The 18,447-nt window shown below is 59.7% G+C and carries 18 protein-coding genes and 2 tRNA genes; 5 read left to right on the top strand and 15 right to left on the bottom strand.

Translation table 11 applies throughout. From position 1 onward, the window contains the following. Nucleotide 1: 1 nt before the first annotated feature. The 12 genes from rbfA to rlmE all read right to left on the bottom strand — a co-directional run bounded on the left by rbfA (nucleotide 2) and on the right by rlmE (nucleotide 11,743). A complete protein-coding gene (gene rbfA, locus EL255_RS05105; RefSeq protein WP_042652785.1) occupies nucleotides 2-433 on the bottom strand; it encodes a 30S ribosome-binding factor RbfA in 432 nt (143 codons plus the stop codon). 56 nt (nucleotides 434-489) lie between these two features. Beyond that, a complete protein-coding gene (infB, locus tag EL255_RS05100; RefSeq protein WP_042652786.1) occupies nucleotides 490-3,186 on the bottom strand; it encodes a translation initiation factor IF-2 in 2,697 nt (898 codons plus the stop codon). A 20-nt stretch (nucleotides 3,187-3,206) separates the two neighbouring features. Continuing rightward, nucleotides 3,207-4,709, bottom strand: a complete 1,503-nt coding sequence (gene nusA, locus EL255_RS05095; protein WP_042652787.1) for a transcription termination factor NusA — start codon at nucleotides 4,707-4,709, stop codon at nucleotides 3,207-3,209. Nucleotides 4,710-4,723: 14 nt separating this feature from the next. Next, on the bottom strand, nucleotides 4,724-5,182 hold the full coding sequence (rimP, locus tag EL255_RS05090) for a ribosome maturation factor RimP (protein WP_042652788.1): 459 nt from the start codon (nucleotides 5,180-5,182) through the stop codon (nucleotides 4,724-4,726). Nucleotides 5,183-5,348: 166 nt separating this feature from the next. Continuing rightward, a tRNA-Met gene (locus tag EL255_RS05085) sits at nucleotides 5,349-5,425 on the bottom strand. Nucleotides 5,426-5,517: 92 nt separating this feature from the next. After that, nucleotides 5,518-5,602 (bottom strand) — tRNA-Leu (locus EL255_RS05080). Nucleotides 5,603-5,611: 9 nt separating this feature from the next. Further along, a complete protein-coding gene (gene secG / locus EL255_RS05075; RefSeq protein WP_025326063.1) occupies nucleotides 5,612-5,938 on the bottom strand; it encodes a preprotein translocase subunit SecG in 327 nt (108 codons plus the stop codon). Beyond that, entirely contained in the window at nucleotides 5,939-6,703 is a 765-nt protein-coding gene (tpiA, locus tag EL255_RS05070; RefSeq protein ID WP_042652789.1) for a triose-phosphate isomerase, read from the bottom strand. A gap of 130 nt (nucleotides 6,704-6,833) precedes the next feature. Beyond that, the gene (glmM, locus tag EL255_RS05065; protein WP_042652790.1) at nucleotides 6,834-8,168 is read right to left on the bottom strand and encodes a phosphoglucosamine mutase; all 1,335 of its coding nucleotides are present in this window, start codon (nucleotides 8,166-8,168) and stop codon (nucleotides 6,834-6,836) included. 17 nt (nucleotides 8,169-8,185) lie between these two features. After that, the gene (folP, locus tag EL255_RS05060) at nucleotides 8,186-9,031 is read right to left on the bottom strand and encodes a dihydropteroate synthase (protein WP_042652791.1); all 846 of its coding nucleotides are present in this window, start codon (nucleotides 9,029-9,031) and stop codon (nucleotides 8,186-8,188) included. Nucleotides 9,032-9,115: 84 nt separating this feature from the next. Then, nucleotides 9,116-11,068 carry an ATP-dependent zinc metalloprotease FtsH gene (gene ftsH / locus EL255_RS05055; RefSeq protein WP_042652792.1) on the bottom strand — a complete coding sequence of 651 codons (1,953 nt, stop codon included), beginning with the start codon at nucleotides 11,066-11,068 and terminating at the stop codon, nucleotides 9,116-9,118. Nucleotides 11,069-11,113: 45 nt separating this feature from the next. Next, on the bottom strand, nucleotides 11,114-11,743 hold the full coding sequence (rlmE, locus tag EL255_RS05050) for a 23S rRNA (uridine(2552)-2'-O)-methyltransferase RlmE (RefSeq protein WP_042652793.1): 630 nt from the start codon (nucleotides 11,741-11,743) through the stop codon (nucleotides 11,114-11,116). A 97-nt stretch (nucleotides 11,744-11,840) separates the two neighbouring features. Between rlmE and yhbY the strand changes: the two genes are divergently transcribed. Together yhbY and EL255_RS05040 are read left to right on the top strand one after the other, a co-directional pair. Beyond that, complete coding sequence (gene yhbY / locus EL255_RS05045; protein WP_042652794.1) at nucleotides 11,841-12,137, top strand: ribosome assembly RNA-binding protein YhbY; 297 nt, start codon at nucleotides 11,841-11,843, stop codon at nucleotides 12,135-12,137. 105 nt (nucleotides 12,138-12,242) lie between these two features. Further along, a complete protein-coding gene (locus tag EL255_RS05040) occupies nucleotides 12,243-12,836 on the top strand; it encodes a PilZ domain-containing protein (protein ID WP_042652795.1) in 594 nt (197 codons plus the stop codon). 48 nt (nucleotides 12,837-12,884) lie between these two features. Here EL255_RS05040 and greA read toward each other — a convergent pair whose 3' ends face one another. From greA to pomA, 3 genes are all read right to left on the bottom strand, one after another. Then, a complete protein-coding gene (greA, locus tag EL255_RS05035) occupies nucleotides 12,885-13,361 on the bottom strand; it encodes a transcription elongation factor GreA (protein ID WP_042652796.1) in 477 nt (158 codons plus the stop codon). 145 nt (nucleotides 13,362-13,506) lie between these two features. Beyond that, nucleotides 13,507-14,400 carry a flagellar motor protein MotB gene (locus tag EL255_RS05030; protein ID WP_042652797.1) on the bottom strand — a complete coding sequence of 298 codons (894 nt, stop codon included), beginning with the start codon at nucleotides 14,398-14,400 and terminating at the stop codon, nucleotides 13,507-13,509. 8 nt (nucleotides 14,401-14,408) lie between these two features. Next, a complete protein-coding gene (pomA, locus tag EL255_RS05025) occupies nucleotides 14,409-15,167 on the bottom strand; it encodes a flagellar motor protein PomA (RefSeq protein WP_042652798.1) in 759 nt (252 codons plus the stop codon). 234 nt (nucleotides 15,168-15,401) lie between these two features. Here pomA and xseB point away from each other — a divergent pair, with 234 nt between their 5' ends. Genes xseB through dxs form a run of 3 tightly spaced genes read left to right on the top strand, consistent with a single transcriptional unit; the run spans nucleotide 15,402 to nucleotide 18,431 of the window. Further along, a complete protein-coding gene (gene xseB / locus EL255_RS05020) occupies nucleotides 15,402-15,653 on the top strand; it encodes an exodeoxyribonuclease VII small subunit (protein ID WP_042652799.1) in 252 nt (83 codons plus the stop codon). Beyond that, nucleotides 15,654-16,544 (top strand): (2E,6E)-farnesyl diphosphate synthase, encoded by an 891-nt coding sequence (ispA, locus tag EL255_RS05015; RefSeq protein ID WP_042652800.1) that lies wholly within the window; start codon nucleotides 15,654-15,656, stop codon nucleotides 16,542-16,544. Between the two features lie 21 nt (nucleotides 16,545-16,565). Next, the gene (gene dxs / locus EL255_RS05010) at nucleotides 16,566-18,431 is read left to right on the top strand and encodes a 1-deoxy-D-xylulose-5-phosphate synthase (RefSeq protein ID WP_042652801.1); all 1,866 of its coding nucleotides are present in this window, start codon (nucleotides 16,566-16,568) and stop codon (nucleotides 18,429-18,431) included. Nucleotides 18,432-18,447 lie beyond the last annotated feature (16 nt).

Here is an 18,447-nt window from a genome sequence, read left to right as displayed (position 1 = left end):
CTCAGACTTTATCCTCTGTATCATCCGGTGCGGCTTCGTCTTCCTCACGGCCGGCTTCGGCCATGCGACGCTTGTCGTCACGCACTGTGTTGGACACCAGGTTGGAGATGCGCATACCCTCGACCAGGGTCTGGTCGTAGTAGAAGCGCAGCTCAGGCACCACCCGCAGACGCATGGCGCTGCCGAGCAGGCTGCGGATGTAGCCAGCCGCTTCGGTCAGGCCCTTGAGCCCTTCCGCGATACGCTCGGCATCGATATCCAGCTGCAAGAAGGTGACGTATATCTTGGCGTAGTTAAGGTCCTTGGACACTTCCACGTCCGAGACGGTTACCATGCCGATGCGCGGGTCTTTCACCTCACGCTGCAAGATCAGTGCGATTTCGCGCTGGATCTGCTGGCCGACCCTGCTGGTCCGGCTGAATTCTCTGGCCATATTTCTATCCTGCGATAAAAGGGGGCCGCAGCCCCCTATTTTGTCTAATGCTCGGCTTACAGAGTCCGTTGAATGACAACAGTCTCGTAAACTTCGATCTGGTCGCCTTCGCGTACGTCGTTGTAGTTCTTGACCGCGATACCACACTCGTAACCGTTGCGGACTTCGTTGACGTCATCCTTGAAGCGACGCAGGGATTCCAGCTCGCCTTCATAAATGACCACGTTTTCACGCAGAACACGGATACGGTTGGAACGCTTGACCACACCTTCGGTAACCATACAGCCGGCAACGGCGCCGAACTTCGGTGACTTGAAGACGCTACGCACTTCAGCCAGACCGATGATCTCCTGACGATACTCAGGGGCCAGCTTGCCGCTCATGGCCTGCTTCACTTCGTCGATCAGATCATAGATGACGGAGTAGTAACGCAGATCCAGACTCTCGGATTCGATGACCTTGCGCGCAGAAGCGTCGGCACGGACGTTGAAGCCCACCAGGATGGCGCTGGATGCCGCGGCCAAGGTGGCGTCGGTTTCGGTGATACCACCGACCCCTGAACCCACGATCTTGACCTTGACTTCCTCGGTAGAGAGCTGGACCAACGAATCGCAGATAGCTTGTACGGAGCCCTGTACGTCGGCCTTGATCACCACGTTCACTTCGGACACTTCGCCCTCGGTCATGTTGGCGAACATGTTTTCCAGCTTGGCCTTCTGCTGGCGTGCCAGCTTGACGTCGCGGAACTTGCCTTGACGATAGAGTGCCACTTCACGGGCCTTCTTCTCGTCACGTACGACGGTAGCTTCGTCACCGGCAGACGGCACCCCGGACAGACCCAGGATCTCGACCGGCAGGGACGGGCCCGCTTCCTTGATCTCGCGACCCAGTTCGTCACGCATGGCACGAATCCGACCGTATTCCAGACCACACAGCACGATGTCGCCCTGGCGCAGGGTACCTTCTTGTACCAGCACGGTAGCAACAGGACCACGACCCTTGTCCAGGAAGGACTCGATCACGACGCCGCTGGCCATGCCATCGACAACCGCTTTCAGCTCCAGTACTTCGGACTGGATCAGGATGGCTTCCAGCAGATCGTCGATGCCTTCGCCAGACTTGGCGGAGACGTGCACGAACTGGCTATCGCCACCCCAGTCTTCGGACATGACGTTGTAACGGGCCAGCTCGGTCTTGACGCGATCCGGATCCGCTTCAGGCTTGTCGATCTTGTTGACCGCAACCACGATGGGCACTTCTGCCGCCTTGGCGTGCTGGATGGCTTCGATGGTCTGCGGCATGACGCCGTCATCGGCAGCCACGACCAGTACCACGATATCGGTCGACTTGGCACCACGAGCACGCATGGAGGTAAAGGCAGCGTGACCCGGGGTATCCAGGAAGGTGATCATGCCACTGTCGGTTTCGACGTGGTAGGCACCGATGTGCTGGGTGATGCCACCGGCTTCGCCAGCGGCGACCTTGGCCTTGCGGATGTAATCCAGCAGGGAGGTCTTGCCGTGGTCGACGTGACCCATGATGGTCACGACCGGAGCGCGCGGCTTGGCTTCGGAGGTCTCGTCACGATCGGACAGTACCGCCTCTTCCAGCTCGTTCTCACGACGCAGCAACACCTTGTGGCCCATCTCCTCGGCGACCAGCTGAGCAGTTTCCTGATCGATCACCTGGTTGATGGTGGCCATGGCGCCCATCTTCATCATCGCCTTGATGACTTCGACACCCTTGACGGCCATCTTGTTGGCCAGCTCGGCCACGGTAATGGTCTCGCCGATCACCACGTCACGGTTCACCACGGCAGCCGGCTTGTTGAAGCCGTGCTTCATGGCGTTTGGCATGGCCATCTTGCCGCGCTTGCCTTTGCGGGCACGGGGGTTGCGGGAGTCACGGTCGTCTTCGCGGCGAGTGGCCTTTTTCGGGGCCTTGACTGCAGCAGCAGCAGTGCGACGACTGGTCTCTTCCTTCCGGTCCAACTCGTCTTCTGCGGCTTGCGCATGCTTGTTGGTGGTCAGATGGTAATCACTGCTCTCTTTGGCGCGAGCAGCTTCTTCTTCAGCCCAGCGAGGGCCGTTCTGTTCCGCCATGACGCGAGCCTCTTCGGCTTTCTTCGCGGCGAGTTCTTCTGCTTTTTGCAAAGCGGTTTGTTCCTGTTGGCGCTTCAGTTCTTCTGCTTCGCGCTTGGCCATCTTTTCTGCCTCTTGCTGAGCTGTGCTAGCGGCTACTTTGGCGGGCTGTGGAGCCTGTCGAGCCTTTGATTGTGCCTCGATCCGCGCCTTTTCCTCAGCTTCACGACGAGCCTGCTCAGCCTCACGGCGAGCCTTCTCTTCAGCGTCGAGACGGACCTTGTTTTCGGCCTCGTGACGAGCTTTTTCTTCTGCTTCCAAACGCGCTGTTTCCTCGGCTTCCGCCTGACGCTGTTCATCTTCCAGCGCCGAGCGTTTTACATAGGTGCGAGTCTTGCGCACTTCAACCTGCACTTCTTTGTTCTTGCCGCCGGTCCCTTGAACACTGATGGTGCTCTTGGTCTTGCGCTGCAAAGTCATGCGGGCAGGTGCGGTGAGCTCGTCACCTCCATGCTGTTTTTTCAAGTGAGCCAGCAGAGTCTGTTTTTCAGACTCGCTGACGAGGTCGTCGGCCTTGCTCTTGCTGATACCGGCATCGACAAACTGCTGGAGAAGACGATCAACCGGCGTGTCGATGTCAGTGGCAAGTTGTTTGACTGATACTTCTGCCATTCATTTTCCTCCGTTTGATCTTATTCAGACTGCTCTTCTCCGAACCAACAGATATTGCGAGCAGCCATAATCAGCTCACCGGCTTTCTCAGCGGTCAGCTCTTCAATGTCGGCAAGGTCGTCGATACCTTGCTCTGCCAAATCTTCCAGGGTGCCAACACCGCGCGCGGCCAGGGCATATGCCATGTCGCGACCGAGGCCAGCCAGATTGAGCAGGTCTTCGGAAGGCTCTACGCCGTCGAAGGATTCTTCTTTGGCCAGGGCCTTGGTGGTCAGGACATCCTTGGCACGCTTGCGCAGCTCTTCCACCATGTCTTCGTCCAGACCGTCGATGGCCAGCAGCTCATTGACGGGTACGAAGGCGATCTCTTCCAGAGTGGAGAAACCTTCTTCCATCAGCAGACCGGCGAAATCGTCGTCGATGTCGAGGGCGCTGGTGAACAGGGTCAGGATGCGATCGTTCTCGGCCTGGTGCTTGGAACGCATGTCCTCGACGGTCATGACGTTCAGCTCCCAACCGGTCAGCTGGGACGCCAGACGCACGTTCTGACCGTTGCGACCGATGGCCTGGGCCAGGTTGGCGGCTTCCACGGCGATGTCCATGGTGTGGTTGTCTTCATCGACGATGATGGAGGCCACATCGGCCGGCGCCATGGCATTGATCACGTATTGAGCGGGGTTGTCATCGTACAGCACGATGTCGGCACGCTCACCGCTCAGCTCGGCGGAGACGGCTTGCACCCGAGCACCACGCATGCCGATACAGGCACCGATCGGGTCGATACGACGATCGTTGGTCTTGACCGCGATCTTGGCGCGGGAACCCGGATCACGGGCGGCGCCCATGATTTCGATCATCTCTTCGCCGATTTCTGGCACTTCGATGCGGAACAGCTCTTTCAGGAAGTCCGGGCTGGAACGGCTGACGAACAGCTGGGAACCACGGGCTTCGGGGCGTACGGCATAGAGCAGGCCACGGATGCGGTCGCCCGGACGGAAGGTCTCGCGCGGCAGCATGTCGTCACGGAAGATCACCGCCTCGGCATTGCTGCCCAGATCCAGGATCACGTTGTCACGGTTGCTCTTCTTGACCACGCCACTGATGATGGTGCCTTCCTTGTCCTTGAACTGGTCAACGACTTGGGAGCGCTCGGCTTCGCGCACTTTCTGCACGATAACCTGCTTGGCGGTCTGGGTGGTGATGCGGTCGAAGGTGACAGAATCGATCTGGTCTTCAACATACTCACCCACCTGGATTTCGGGGTCATCTATCTGGGCCGCTTCCAGGGTGATTTCACCGTAAGCGTTCTCCATGGAGGCCTGATCGGCCACCACAACCCAACGGCGATAGGTGTCGTAGTCACCGGTCTTGCGATCGATCTCGACGCGAACTTCAATCTCGCCTTCGTATTTTTTCTTGGTCGCAGTCGCCAGCGCAGTCTCCAGAGCCTGGAAGATCTTCTCGCGGGGAACAGCCTTCTCGTTGGACACAGCGTCAACGACCAGCAAAATCTCTTTATTCATATCCGATAGCCTCGTTAACCAAAGTTCGGCACTATGTTCGCTTTTTGGATATTGGTGAAAGCCAACACCTCGTCCTTACCATCCACTGTCAGGGTGACCATGTCGCCCTGCACAGCTTTGATCACGCCTTTGAACTTGCGGCGGTTATTTGTTGCCATCCGGAGCGAAACCGCCGCCTCTTGGCCAACGTATTTTTCGAACTGGGCAACCTTGAACAGCGGACGATCCAGACCGGGCGAAGAGACTTCCAGGAAGTACTCCTCGGTGATGGGATCTTCAACGTCCATGATGGCGCCAACCTGGCGGCTCACCTCGGCACAGTCTTCCACCGTCACGCCTTGCTCCGAGTCGATAAAGACGCGCAAGGTCGAGTGTTTACCCGCACGGATAAACTCAACACCCCAAAGTTCAAAACCCAAGGCAACGACCGGAGCCTCGAGCAGATCGGTCAAACGTTGTTCCAACGTAGCCAAAGTCACCCTCCGAAAAACAAAAAAAGGGCATAAAGCCCAGATAGAGATCGATTCAGAGTAAATCGCACATAACAAAAAGCCCCGATGTCAAATCGGGGCTTGGCGCTTTACCCTGATTGTCGCCTCGCAGCGACCGCCTTCCTGAGCGTAGGAAATGCGTGAAATTTGGTTGCGGGGGCCGGATTTGAACCGACGACCTTCGGGTTATGAGCCCGACGAGCTACCATGCTGCTCCACCCCGCGTCCGAAATCGTGCGAGATTATAGCTACTTCACTCTCGTCATACAAGACTGACTGGCTATAATATACCCGGTTACCCGAGCTCACTACTTAATTGGTGCCGTGGGCGGGACTCGAACCCGCACACCCTAGAGCACTACCCCCTCAAGATAGCGTGTCTACCAATTCCACCACCACGGCAAAAACTCTTTACTCGGGAACGTCAGTGTCTTTCTTGACTGGCGCTTTGGTCTGCTCAACTTGTTGAGTCTGTTGCAGATTTTCCCATTCGCTACCCTGTTTCACCTTGTTGCTGGACATGGAACCCAATACCAGGCTAATCAAGAAGAACAGAGTGGCCAAAATTGCTGTTGTTCGGGTCAGGAAACTGCCTGAACCACCGGAGCCGAATACGGTATTCGATGCCCCTGCGCCGAAGGAGGCGCCCATGTCAGCCCCTTTACCTTGCTGAATCATCACCAGACCAATCAGGGCCAATGACACCAACAGATAAACGACTAAAAGAATTTCGTACATTTAACTTGCACCCTTTGCCGCTTCAACAATTCCTAAAAACGCCTTGTCATCGAGACTCGCACCGCCAATCAGACCGCCATCAATGTCGGGCTGGGCAAACAAATCTCGTGCATTGGCCGGTGTCACGCTCCCACCATAGATGATTCTTACTTTCTCACCTATTACCGGAGTATCCTCCGCCAAGCGACCGCGTATAAAGGAATGAACCTCTTGTGCCTGCTCGGGTGTGGCGCATTTACCTGTACCTACAGCCCAAATCGGCTCGTAGGCGATGATAGCATTATCGAAAGCCATCGCGCCATTTTTCTCTATGACAATATCCAGCTCTTCGGCGATCACCTCGAAGGTTCTTCTCGCCTGCCTCGCCGCACCTGACTCCCCCAAACAGAGGATGGGGATCAAGCCTGCCGCTCTGGCTGCCGCAAACTTCTCTGCGACGATAAAGCTGGTCTCACCAAAGAGACGCCTGCGCTCGGAGTGCCCTACCAGTACGTAACGGCACCCTGCCTCAACCAGCATCTTACACGAGACTTCACCCGTGTAAGCGCCCGATTGGTGCTGGCTCACATTCTGAGCCCCCAACTTCATCATCCTCTGCCCGTCGAGCAGCGAAGCCGTGAAGTCGAGATGCACATGGGATGGACACAAAACCACATCTACTTGCTCATCGATGCCTTGCAGGCACTGGCCAGTAAACTGTTCTAACTGCGACCTACTACCGTGTAACTTCCAGTTGGCGGCTACAATCGGCTTGCGATGTCCCATCGGCAACTCCCTTGCGAAAGCGGGCTGATAATATCCAGAGGAATGTCAGCTGACAAGCGCTATTTTTGAATTTTCGAATCGTTTGAACAAGATACAACCAGGGCGGCTAAAAAGCCGCCCCTTTTGCTCATTAAAACGCCGATTCGACCTGTCGGGCAATGCGGTTCGCCATGTCGAGCACCTGTTGCTCATGCTCCCCTTCCACCATGACCCGGATCAGCGGCTCGGTGCCGGATTTGCGCAGCAAGACGCGACCGCGACCGGCCAGCTCCTGCTCCACCTTGCTGACTTCGGCGAGCACGGCTGGCGAGGTCAGCGGATCCTTGCCTTCGGCGAAGCGCACGTTCACCAGCACCTGCGGGAACTTGCTCATGCCGGAGCGCAGCTTGGCCAGCGGCATCTCGGCGGAGCATACCGCCGTCAGCACCTGCAGGGCGGCGACTATGCCATCCCCGGTGGTGGTCTGATCCAGGCAGATGATGTGGCCGGAGTTTTCACCGCCGATGCGCCAGCCCTTCTCGCTCATCATCTCCAGCACGTAACGGTCGCCCACCTTGGCCCGCGCAAACGGGATGCCAAGGGTCTGCAGCGCCAGCTCCAGGCCCATGTTGGCCATCAGGGTACCGACCACACCGCCCTTGAGGCGACCATTGCGCAGCGCATCACGGGCGATGATGTAGAGGATCTCGTCCCCGTCGATGATGTAACCGGTGTGATCCACCATCACCAGGCGATCGCCGTCACCGTCGAAGGCGACACCGAGATCGGCCTTGCACTCCAGCACCTTGGCGGCCAGCGCCTCCGGGGCGGTAGAGCCGACCCCGTCGTTGATGTTGAGGCCATCCGGGCTGCAGCCGATGGCGATCACCTCGGCACCCAGCTCGCGGAACACCGAGGGGGCGATGTGATAGGTGGCGCCATGACCACAATCCACCACCATCTTCACCCCTTCTAGGCTCAGGTGGGTGGGGAAGGTGCTCTTGCAAAACTCGATGTAACGACCGGCGGCATCGTCGATACGCTGCGCCTTGCCGAGCTCGGCCGACTCGACGCACTTGAGTTCGTGATCCAGCTCGGCTTCGATGGCGAGTTCGACGTCGTCCGGCAGCTTGGTACCGTCGGCGGAGAAGAACTTGATGCCGTTATCGTAATAGGGGTTGTGAGAGGCGCTGATGACGATGCCGGCCTCGGCCCGGAAGGTGCGGGTCAGGTAGGCGACCGCCGGAGTGGGCATGGGCCCCATCAGTATGGCCTTGAGACCGGCGGCGGAGAGGCCCGCCTCCAGGGCCGACTCCAGCATGTAGCCGGAGATGCGGGTATCCTTGCCGATCAGCACCTTCTTGGTGCCCTTCTTGGAGAGCACCTTGCCCGCGGCCCAACCCAGTTTCATCACGAAATCCGGGGTGATCGGGAATTCACCCACCTTGCCGCGCACACCATCTGTGCCGAAGTACTTTCTGGTCATGGTCTGTTCTCGTTATTTCATCTGGATACGAAATCTTGTCCCGTCATTGTCATCCAGCCGACGCGCAGCGCATCCATGGTGGATCGCACGTCGTGCACCCGGATGATCCTGGCGCCATGTTGCAACCCGATCAGGGCGCAGGCCAGACTGCCGGCCAGCCGCTCATCAACCGAGCGACCGAGCAGATTGCCTATCATAGACTTTCGCGACATCCCCACCAAGAGCGGCAGGCCGTAATCGAGCAACTTCTGCTGCTTGGCCAGCAGCCGATAGTTGTGCGTCACCGTCTTGCCAAAGCCATAGCCCGGATCCAGCAACAGCTGCTGGCGCGCAATGCCTGCGGCTAGGCAGGCCGCGATCCGCTCATCGAAGAAGGCCCTCACCTCCCCCAGCAGATCGTCGTAATGGGGCTCCGCCTGCATGGTCCTCGGCTGCCCCTGCATGTGCATCAGGCAGACGGGCACGTCAGCCTCTGCCGCGGCGGACAAGGCACCAGGCTCGAGCAGGGCCCGCACGTCGTTGATGAGATGGCCACCTGCGGCGCAGCCTTCGCGCATCACGACAGCTTTCGAGGTGTCGAGGGAGATCATGACATCCAGCTCCTGTCCCATCCGCTCAACCACCGGGATCACCCGGTCCAGCTCTTCCTGCACGCTCACATCGGGCGCCCCGGGGCGGGTCGACTCACCGCCGATGTCGATGAGCGTGGCGCCCTCCTCCACCATCTGGCGCGCATGAGCCATGGCCTGCTCCACCTGACTGAAGCGACCGCCATCGGAGAAGGAGTCCGGGGTCACGTTGAGGATCCCCATGACATGGGGGCGATCGAGGGACAGGCTGCGCCCCTTGCTGTTCAGTTGCATCTTTGCCTCCACCTGTATAAAGAAAATCCGAGCATCCGCATAAAGAAAAACCCCGGGCAAGCCCGGGGTTTGGATCATGACAAATTATTTGGCCGGGATGTCGTTGGCCTTGTCGATGTCGGTCAGCGGTGCGCTGCTGTCATCGGCCTGGCTCTTGGCCTCAGGCTCGCTGCTCACGCTGGCGCCGCCTTGCGGGGTATCACCGTGCTCGTCGTGCCAGTTGCTGGGAGCACGCACCTCGCGACGGGCCATCAGATCGTCGATCTGCTTGGCGTCGATGGTCTCGTACTTCATCAGCGCATCTTTCATGGTGTGCAACACGTCCATGTTGTCCAGCAGGATCTGCTTGGAGCGGGCGTAGTTGCGATCGATGACCTGCTTGACCTCGGCGTCGATGACCCGAGCGGTGTCGTCAGACATGTGCTTGGCCTTGGCCATGCTGCGGCCGAGGAACACTTCGCCCTCTTCTTCCGCATAGAGCATGGGACCGAGACGCTCGGACATGCCCCACTGAGTGACCATCTTGCGGGCGATGTCGGTCGCGCGCTCGATGTCGTTGGAGGCACCGGTCGATACCTTCTCGGCACCGTAGATCAGCTCTTCCGCCAGACGACCGCCGTACAGGCTGGAGATCATGGACTCCAGATGCTGCTTTGAGTGGCTCCAGCGATCCTGCTCGGGCAGGTACATGGTCACCCCCAGCGCACGACCGCGCGGGATGATGGATACCTTGTAGACGGGGTCATGATCCGGTACCAGACGACCGATGATGGCGTGACCCGCCTCATGGTAAGCCGTCATCTCCTTCTCGGAGTCCCTCATCACCATGGAGCGACGCTCCGCCCCCATCATGATCTTGTCCTTGGCCTTCTCGAACTCCAGCATAGAGACCACACGACGGCTCTCACGGGCGGAGAACAGGGCGGCTTCGTTGACCAGGTTGGCGAGATCGGCACCGGAGAAGCCCGGGGTACCACGTGCAATCACAGCGGCATTGACGTCATCCGCCAACGGCACCTTGCGCATGTGTACCTTGAGGATCTGCTCGCGACCACGGACATCCGGCAGGCCGACCACGACCTGACGGTCGAAACGACCTGGACGCAGCAGCGCAGGATCCAGCACGTCGGGACGGTTGGTGGCGGCGATGACGATGACGCCTTCGTTGCCTTCGAAACCATCCATCTCGACCAGCATCTGGTTCAGGGTCTGCTCACGCTCGTCGTGACCACCACCGAGACCGGCGCCACGCTGACGACCGACCGCATCGATTTCATCGATGAAGATGATGCAGGGAGACGACTTCTTGGCCTGCTCGAACATGTCGCGTACCCGGGAGGCACCGACACCCACGAACATCTCGACGAAATCAGAACCGGAGATGGTGAAGAAAGGCACCTTGGCCTCGCCCGCGATGGCCTTGGCCAGCAGGGTCTTACCGGTACCGGGCGGGCCAACCAGCAGCACGCCGGTGGGGATCTTGCCACCCAGCTTCTGGAACTTGGTCGGATCACGCAGGTAGTCGACCAGCTCTTTGACCTCTTCCTTGGCCTCGTCACAGCCTGCGACGTCGACGAAGGTGGTCTTGATCTGATCTTCACTCATCAGGCGAGCCTTGCTCTTGCCGAACGACATGGCACCCTTGCCACCGCCGCCTTGCATCTGACGCATGAAGAAGACCCAGACACCGATCAGCAACAGCATCGGGAACCAGGAGATGAAGATGGACGTGATCAGAGACGGCTCTTCCGGCTTCTCACCCATGACCTTCACATTGTGATTGAGCATGTCGTTGAGCAGCTGGGGATCCGGCGCCGGGATGATGGTGGTGAAACGCTCACCGGTGCGCTTGACGCCATTAATGACCTTGCCATCCATCCGCACTTCACGGATCTGCTCTTGGGTCACTTCTTTAACGAAGCTGGAATAGTCCAGCTGGCGACTGGTAGTATCGCTGGGGCTGAAGCTATTGAACACCGACATCAACACGACGGCGATGACCAGCCACAGGATTAGGTTTTTCGCCATGTCACTCAAATCAATGACCTCGCAGACTGACAGTTAACGATGAGGGTTAGGGTACTACAGTTTAAAACCGGTAGCCACAATGTAGACTTCTCGTGAACGGGCACGGGAGGAGTCTGGTTTACGTATCTTGACGGCAGAAAAAAGTTTACGAATTTCATTGAGATAGGCATCAAAACCCTCTCCCTGGAACACCTTGACCACGAAACTGCCGTTGGTACGTAGGACCTGATTGCACATATCCAGCGCCAGCTCGATCAGATACATGGAGCGTGCCTGATCCACCTGCGGGGTACCGCTCATGTTGGGCGCCATGTCAGACATGACGACATCAACCTTGTCCGGGCCCACCCGTGCCAGCAAGGCGCCGAGCACAGTTTCCTCCCGAAAGTCCCCCTGCAGGAAATCGACACCGGCGATGGAATCCATCGGCAGAATATCGCACGCGATCACCCGCCCGTTGTCACCCACCTGATTGATGGCGAACTGGGACCAGCCACCGGGGGCCGCCCCCAGATCCACCACCGTCATGCCCGGTTTGAGCAATTTGTCCTTGCCCTGGATCTCATCGATCTTGAACACGGCGCGGGAACGCAGTCCCAACTTCTGGGCTTTTTTGACGTAATGATCGTCAAAATGTTCTTTTAACCAGCGGGTTGAACTGGGGGAATGTTTTTTCTGGGTCATGATTGTCGACTTTAAAAAACCACAAGGGTTATTAGTATTAAGGGCTAAGTGGGGGTAGAATACGCCCCTTTCAACCCTGACTTATGAAGAAATTGCCATGATTCTCAACAATAAACAGAAACAGTACCTCAAGGGCCTTGCCCACAGCCTGAAGCCGGTCGTCCTCTTGGGACAACACGGCCTGACTGAAGGTGTGCTGGCCGAGATCGATCTGGCGCTGAACCACCACGAGCTGATCAAGGTTAAGGTGTCGTCTGAAGATCGTGAGATGAAACAGCTGGTGATGGAAGCCATCGTCCGTGAGACCGGCTCCATCAAGGTACAGAGCATGGGCCATGTGCTGACCATCTATCGTCAGGCGACTGAACCCAAGATCCAATTACCGCGCAAGTAACAGGAAAGAGCATTCGCTCTTTCCTTCATTTCCCTTCTTCCCAAGTCGCTTGCCAAAATAGTCGTCAGGCCCTTAACCTGCGATGAATACTTGCGGACATCCACTATGGACAAGCATCAGATCCTCACCGAAGAAGAGCTGGCCATGCTGCAGGACTTGGGAGACACCGAGGACAAGGCCGCCGGCCAGTTCCTGCGCGGTTATCTGAACCTCCCCCTGCTCCGCCTGCTGCAACGGGCCGATCCCCTGGTCCTCGAGGCACGGATCGCCGGCCATCAGCTGCGCTTTCCGCTGCACTGCACCGAAGACGAGGAGGGTCACACCGAGCTGCGCATCGCCGCCCCGAGCATCACCGAGTTGGGCTACCCTCACCTGCGCGCCTGGCGCCTCGATGAGAAGGCCAGCCTGCAGACGGCCGATGGCAACTATTCGGTCCACAGCCTGTCGGTCGGCGGCCTGATCGTCGAAGGGCTGCCAGCGGCGCTGACCAAGGGGGATGCCCTCAACGGCAGCCTGCAGATCGAAGGGTTGCCCCCTCTGCCACTGAGCGGCACCCTGATCAGGCGCATCCGCTCGCGCAAGCAGCGGCACGACTGGGCCCTGCAGTTCGAGCTGGACAAAACGGACCGGGAACAGCTGCGAGACTGGATCTTCCAGCGTCACCAGGACGCCTTCGTCCAGGAATACCAGGCGGACTAAATACAACAGGGGAGCCTCGCTCCCCTGTCTGTCAGTCGCCCCTCCAGCTTAGAGGTAGACAACCTCCAGGATCTCGTACTCCACATCACCGCCTGGCGTCTTGACGATGGCGACATCGTCCACTTCCTTGCCGATCAGGGCACGGGCGATGGGGGAGTTCACGGAGATCATGTTCTGTTTGATGTCCGCCTCGTCGTCACCCACGATGCGATACACCACTTCCTCTTCCGTCTCGCTCTTGAGCAGGGTCACGGTCGCACCGAAGATGACACGGCCATTGTTGGTAATCTTGGTGATATCGATCACCTGGGCATTGGAGAGCTTGCTCTCAATCTCCTGAATGCGGCCTTCACAAAAACCCTGCTGCTCGCGAGCGGCATGGTACTCGGCGTTTTCTTTCAGATCACCATGTTCACGGGCATCAGCAATCGCTTCGATAATCTGGGGACGCAGCTCGCTCTTCAGATAGTCGAGCTCTTGACGCAGCTTTTCGGCGCCGCGAACAGTCATCGGAGTATGATTCATAGTCGAAACCTGGGTTGCTTTATAAAGAGAAGCTGCGGCAATCAAAGAGAGCCGCAGCTATCGGTTCGGATGAGGCATCTTAATATGAAGCCGCCACAAAATCCATGTCAGCCCCTGCGAGCAGGATCGCGCTTTGCGCCTAATGCTACTTCTGGCCGGACACGCCGATCGGTGCCGACACAGTCGGTTTACCCTGCATGATGGCGATCTCCACCCGCCGGTTCATGCGCCGGTTCTCCGGGCTGTTGTTCGGGACCAGCGGCTGGGAATCCGCCATGCCCTGCACCACCAGGCGTCCTCCGTCGAAGCCGGGCACCTTGATCATCTGATGGGCCACCGCCACCGCCCGTTGGGATGACAGCTCCCAGTTGGACTCGAACAGTTCGTCCTCGGTGGCGACATCGTCGGTGTGGCCGGAGACGGTGATCTCCCCCGGCACATCCTTGAGCAGGGCCGCCACCTTGCGGACCACCGGCCAGAACTGGGGCTGCAGGAAGGCCGAGCCCGCCGGGAAGGCCGCCTTCTCGCGAATGCGGATGATGATCTGCTGACCGAGCGCCTCTATCTCGATGGCCCCGTCCTGGATCTGGGCCTGCAGTTGCTCGGCCAGCATCTTGGCCAGCTCGTTGGACTGCGCCTGCGCCTTCTGGGCCTGTTGCATGGTATCGCCGCCACTCAGTTTGCCATCCGTCTTGTCCTTGCCACCGGCCTGATCCGCCTCACCGGGCTGGAACTCCAGCTCGGTCTGGGTCAGGTCTATGGTCTGCTGCATGATGGTATCGATGGGAGTCGGTTCGGGCCGACCCGGCCTGAACTCCTGGGCGATGACCGAGGTCCCCTTGGGAATGTCTTTGACCTCCAGGATATTCTGCACCCCGAAGGCCTTCTCCATGGAGCCGGCGATCTGCTTGAACTTCTGCACGTCCATCTCGGCGAAGGAGAGCAGCAGCACGAAGAAGCACATCAGCAGCGACATCAGATCGGCGAAGGTACCCATGTAACCGGGCAGCCCGGGCGGCGGACACTTGCACTTTGACATGCGGCCTCCTACTCGAGCCCGTTGTTGCGTTTGGACTGATGCAGATAGTTCTGCAGCATCGCCTGGATCACCCTGGGATTCTGGCCATCCTGGATGCCCATGATGGCGTCAAGGATCAGGGTCCGGCTCAGGCGCTCCTCGCCGCTGCGCAGCTCCAGCTTGTCGGCGATGGGGATGGCGATCATGTTGGCCTCGATGGCGCCATACAGGGTGGTCAGCAGGGCCACCGCCATGGCCGGACCGATGGATTTGGGGTCGCTCATGTTGGCCAGCATGGCCACCAGTCCCACCAGCGTCCCTATCATGCCCATGGCGGGGCCGAGGTCGCCGAGGGCGCGAAACACCTTGATGGCGATGACGTGACGCTCCGAGGTCAGCTCTATGTCCTTCTCCATCACGGCCCGCACCACGTCGGCGTCATGGCCGTCCACCAGCATGTCGATGCCCTTCTTCATGAAGGTGTTGGGGATCTCCGCCGCCTCCAGGGCCAGGAAGCCCCCCTTGCGCGCCGAGTCGGCCAGCTCGACCGCCTTGGTGATCAGATCATCCAGCTTGTCGCCCTTGTACATGAAGGCCTTGCCCGCCACCTTGAACGCCATCAAGAACTGGCTGAGGTTGAACTTCATCATGGCGATGAACAGGGAACCCAGTATGGTGATATAGACCGAGGGCATATCCACGTACATGGTCATGGGGCCACCCAACGACATACCGTACACCACGACCCCGAACCCCAGCACTATGCCTATCAGACTGCCTAAATCCACATCCCTACTCCTGTCGCCGAACTTGCCATTTATTTATACTTTGTTGAATTTTCTGCTATTGCGCCTCGGGCGGCAAGCCTGACACAGCTCAACGGCCTGCAAGCCATGCATGGTTGCCGGCCCGCTCTTATCGGCCGCGGTCGCGATAGTTTGAGCGCGGCGCGCTTTTCTGCCTCCCCCCGCTGCCCGGTCGATGTTAAGATGAGCCGTTTTTTTCAATCCCCGAGGATGGACATGGCCAGTAAAAAAATCGACCGTCTGAGTTTTGATGCCACCCTGGAAGAGCTGGAAGCCATAGTGCATCAACTTGAACAGGGGTCACTCCCCCTCGAGGAGGCGCTCAAGCAGTTCGAACAGGGCATCCATCTGGTCCGGGCCGGTCAGCAGAAGCTGGAGCAGGCCGAGCAGAAGATCCAGATCCTGTTGACGCAGGCCGATGGCAGCGAGCAACTGACCCCCTTTCGACCAGAGCAAGGAGAGCAGTGAGTGACGCTGGACGACTTCTCCCGCCGGCACCGTCGTCGCATCGACGACTGTCTGTCGGCGCAGCTTGACGCCTTGCCCGCCATGGCGCCTCGCCTGCGGGACGCAATGAAATACGGTCTGCTGCTCGGCGGCAAACGGGTACGCCCCTTCCTGGTCTACGCCGTCGGCGAGATGCTGGGGGTGCCGAGCGAGCGGCTAGACGGGCCGGCCGCCGCGGTGGAGTGCATTCACGCCTACTCTCTGCTGCACGACGATCTGCCCGCCATGGACAACGACGATCTGCGTCGCGGCCAGCCGACCGTGCACAAGGCGTTCGATGAAGGCACCGCCATCCTGGCCGGCGATGCCCTGCAGACCCTGGCGTTCTCGATCCTGGCGGACCATCCCCTGCCCGACTCGCTTCTGGCCAACCGGGTGAAGATGTTGAGTACCCTGGCGCGCGCCTCGGGTTATCTCGGTATGTGCGGCGGTCAGGCGCTGGATCTGGAGGCCGAGAGCCGCCAGATCAGCCTCGCCGAGCTGGAGCAGGTGCACCGCCACAAGACGGGGGCGCTCATCGAGTGCGCCGTCACCCTGGGAGCCCTGTGCAAGGCCGATGTGGCCCCCGCCACCCTGGCCGCGCTGCAAGCCTATGCCGCCGCCATCGGGCTCGCCTTCCAGGTGCAGGATGACATCCTCGACATCACCGGCGATACCGCGACCCTGGGCAAGCCGCAAGGCTCGGATCTGGCGCAGGAGAAGAGCACCTATCCGGCCCTGCTCGGGCTCGACAATGCCCGTGAGCTGGCTCGCGAACTGCATGACAAGGCCTTAACAGCACTGCAATCCTTGCCCTACAATACCGACATTCTGGAAGCGTTTGCCGATTACATCATCGAGCGAACCCACTAAACGCTGGATAACAGTAACAATATGAGCGTTGATATAAGCAATTTCCCCAACCTGGCCCTCGCGGATACGCCGGTCGAGTTGCGATCCCTGCCCTTCGAGCGGCTGCCCGTGCTGTGCAACGAGTTGCGCGAGTACCTGCTGCGCTCGGTGAGCCGCTCCAGCGGCCACTTCGCCTCCGGTCTCGGCACCGTCGAGCTGACGGTGGCGCTGCACTACGTCTACAACACCCCGTTCGATCGGCTGGTGTGGGACGTGGGCCACCAGGCCTATCCCCACAAGATCCTGACCGGCCGGCGCGAACGCATTCACACCATTCGCCAGAAAGACGGCCTGCACCCCTTCCCCTGGCGCGACGAGAGCGAGTATGACGTGCTCTCCGTCGGCCACTCCAGCACCTCCATAGGTGCGGCACTCGGCATGGCGGTCGCCGCCGAGCGCGAAGGGCTGGGTCGCAAGGTGGTGGCGGTGATCGGCGATGGCGCCATCACCGCCGGCATGGCGTTCGAGGCGCTCAATCACGCCGGTGATGTCCACAAGGACATGCTGGTGGTGCTCAACGACAACGAGATGTCCATCTCCGAGAACGTGGGGGCGCTCAACAACCATCTGGCCCGGCTGATGTCCGGCAAGCTCTACACCACCATCCGCGAAGGCGGCAAGAAGGTGCTGGCGGGCCTGCCTCCGGTCAAGGAGCTGGCCAAGCGGGCCGAGGAGCACCTCAAGGGCATGGTGGTGCCTGGCACCCTGTTCGAGGAGTTCGGCTTCAACTACATAGGCCCCATCGACGGCCATGACATCAACGCTCTGGTCGAGACCCTGCGCAACATGCGCAACCTCAAGGGGCCGCAACTGCTGCACGTCAAGACCAAAAAGGGCAAGGGTTACGAGCCGGCCGAGAAGGATCCCATCGGTTATCACGCCGTGCCCAAGTTCAACCCGGACGACTGTGCCCTGCCCAAGAGCGGCGGCGGCAAGCCGACCTTCTCCGCCATCTTCGGCCAGTGGCTGTGCGACATGGCCGCCAGAGACGAGAAGCTGGTCGGCATCACCCCCGCCATGCGCGAGGGCTCTGGGCTGGTCAAGTTCAGCCAGCAGTACCCGGATCGCTACTTCGACGTGGCCATCGCCGAACAGCACGCGGTCACCTTCGCCGCCGGCCTCGCCATCGCCGGCCAGAAGCCGGTGGTGGCCATCTACTCCAGCTTCCTGCAACGAGCCTACGACCAGCTGATCCACGACGTGGCGCTGCAGGGGCTGCCGGTGCTGTTTGCCATCGACCGTGCCGGTCTGGTGGGGGCCGACGGCCCCACCCACCAGGGCGCGTTCGACATCAGCTTCCTGCGCACGGTGCCAAACATGGTGGTGATGACCCCCTCCGACGAGAACGAGTGTCGCCAGATGCTCTACACCGGCTACCAGTGCAATCAGCCGACGGCGGTGCGTTATCCCCGTGGCAGCGGCGCTGGCACCGAGATCATGAGCGAGATGACGGCGCTGGAGCTGGGCAAGGGCCGCATCCTTCGTGAAGGCAAGGGCACCGCCATACTGGCGTTTGGTACCCTGCTGCATCAGGCCAAGGCCGCCGCCGAGACGCTGGACGCCACCCTGGTGGACATGCGCTTCGTCAAACCCATGGACGAGGCACTGGTGCTCTCCCTGGCCGCCACCCACTCCCAGTTTGTCACCCTGGAAGACAACGCCATCATGGGCGGTGCCGGTTCGGCGGTGAACGAGCTGCTGATGCGTACCAAGCAGTGCAAGCCGGTACTCAATCTGGGCCTGCCCGACCGCTTTATCGAACAGGGCACCCAGGAGGAGATCTACGCGCTGCTGGGACTCGACGGTGCTGGCATCCTGGCCAGCATCCAGGCCTGGCAGCAGGCCTGACGAGCCAGCACACAGA

Source organism: Aeromonas encheleia (assembly GCF_900637545.1).
GTDB lineage: Bacteria > Pseudomonadota > Gammaproteobacteria > Enterobacterales > Aeromonadaceae > Aeromonas > Aeromonas encheleia.
This window is presented reverse-complemented; position numbering and strand designations above follow the sequence as displayed.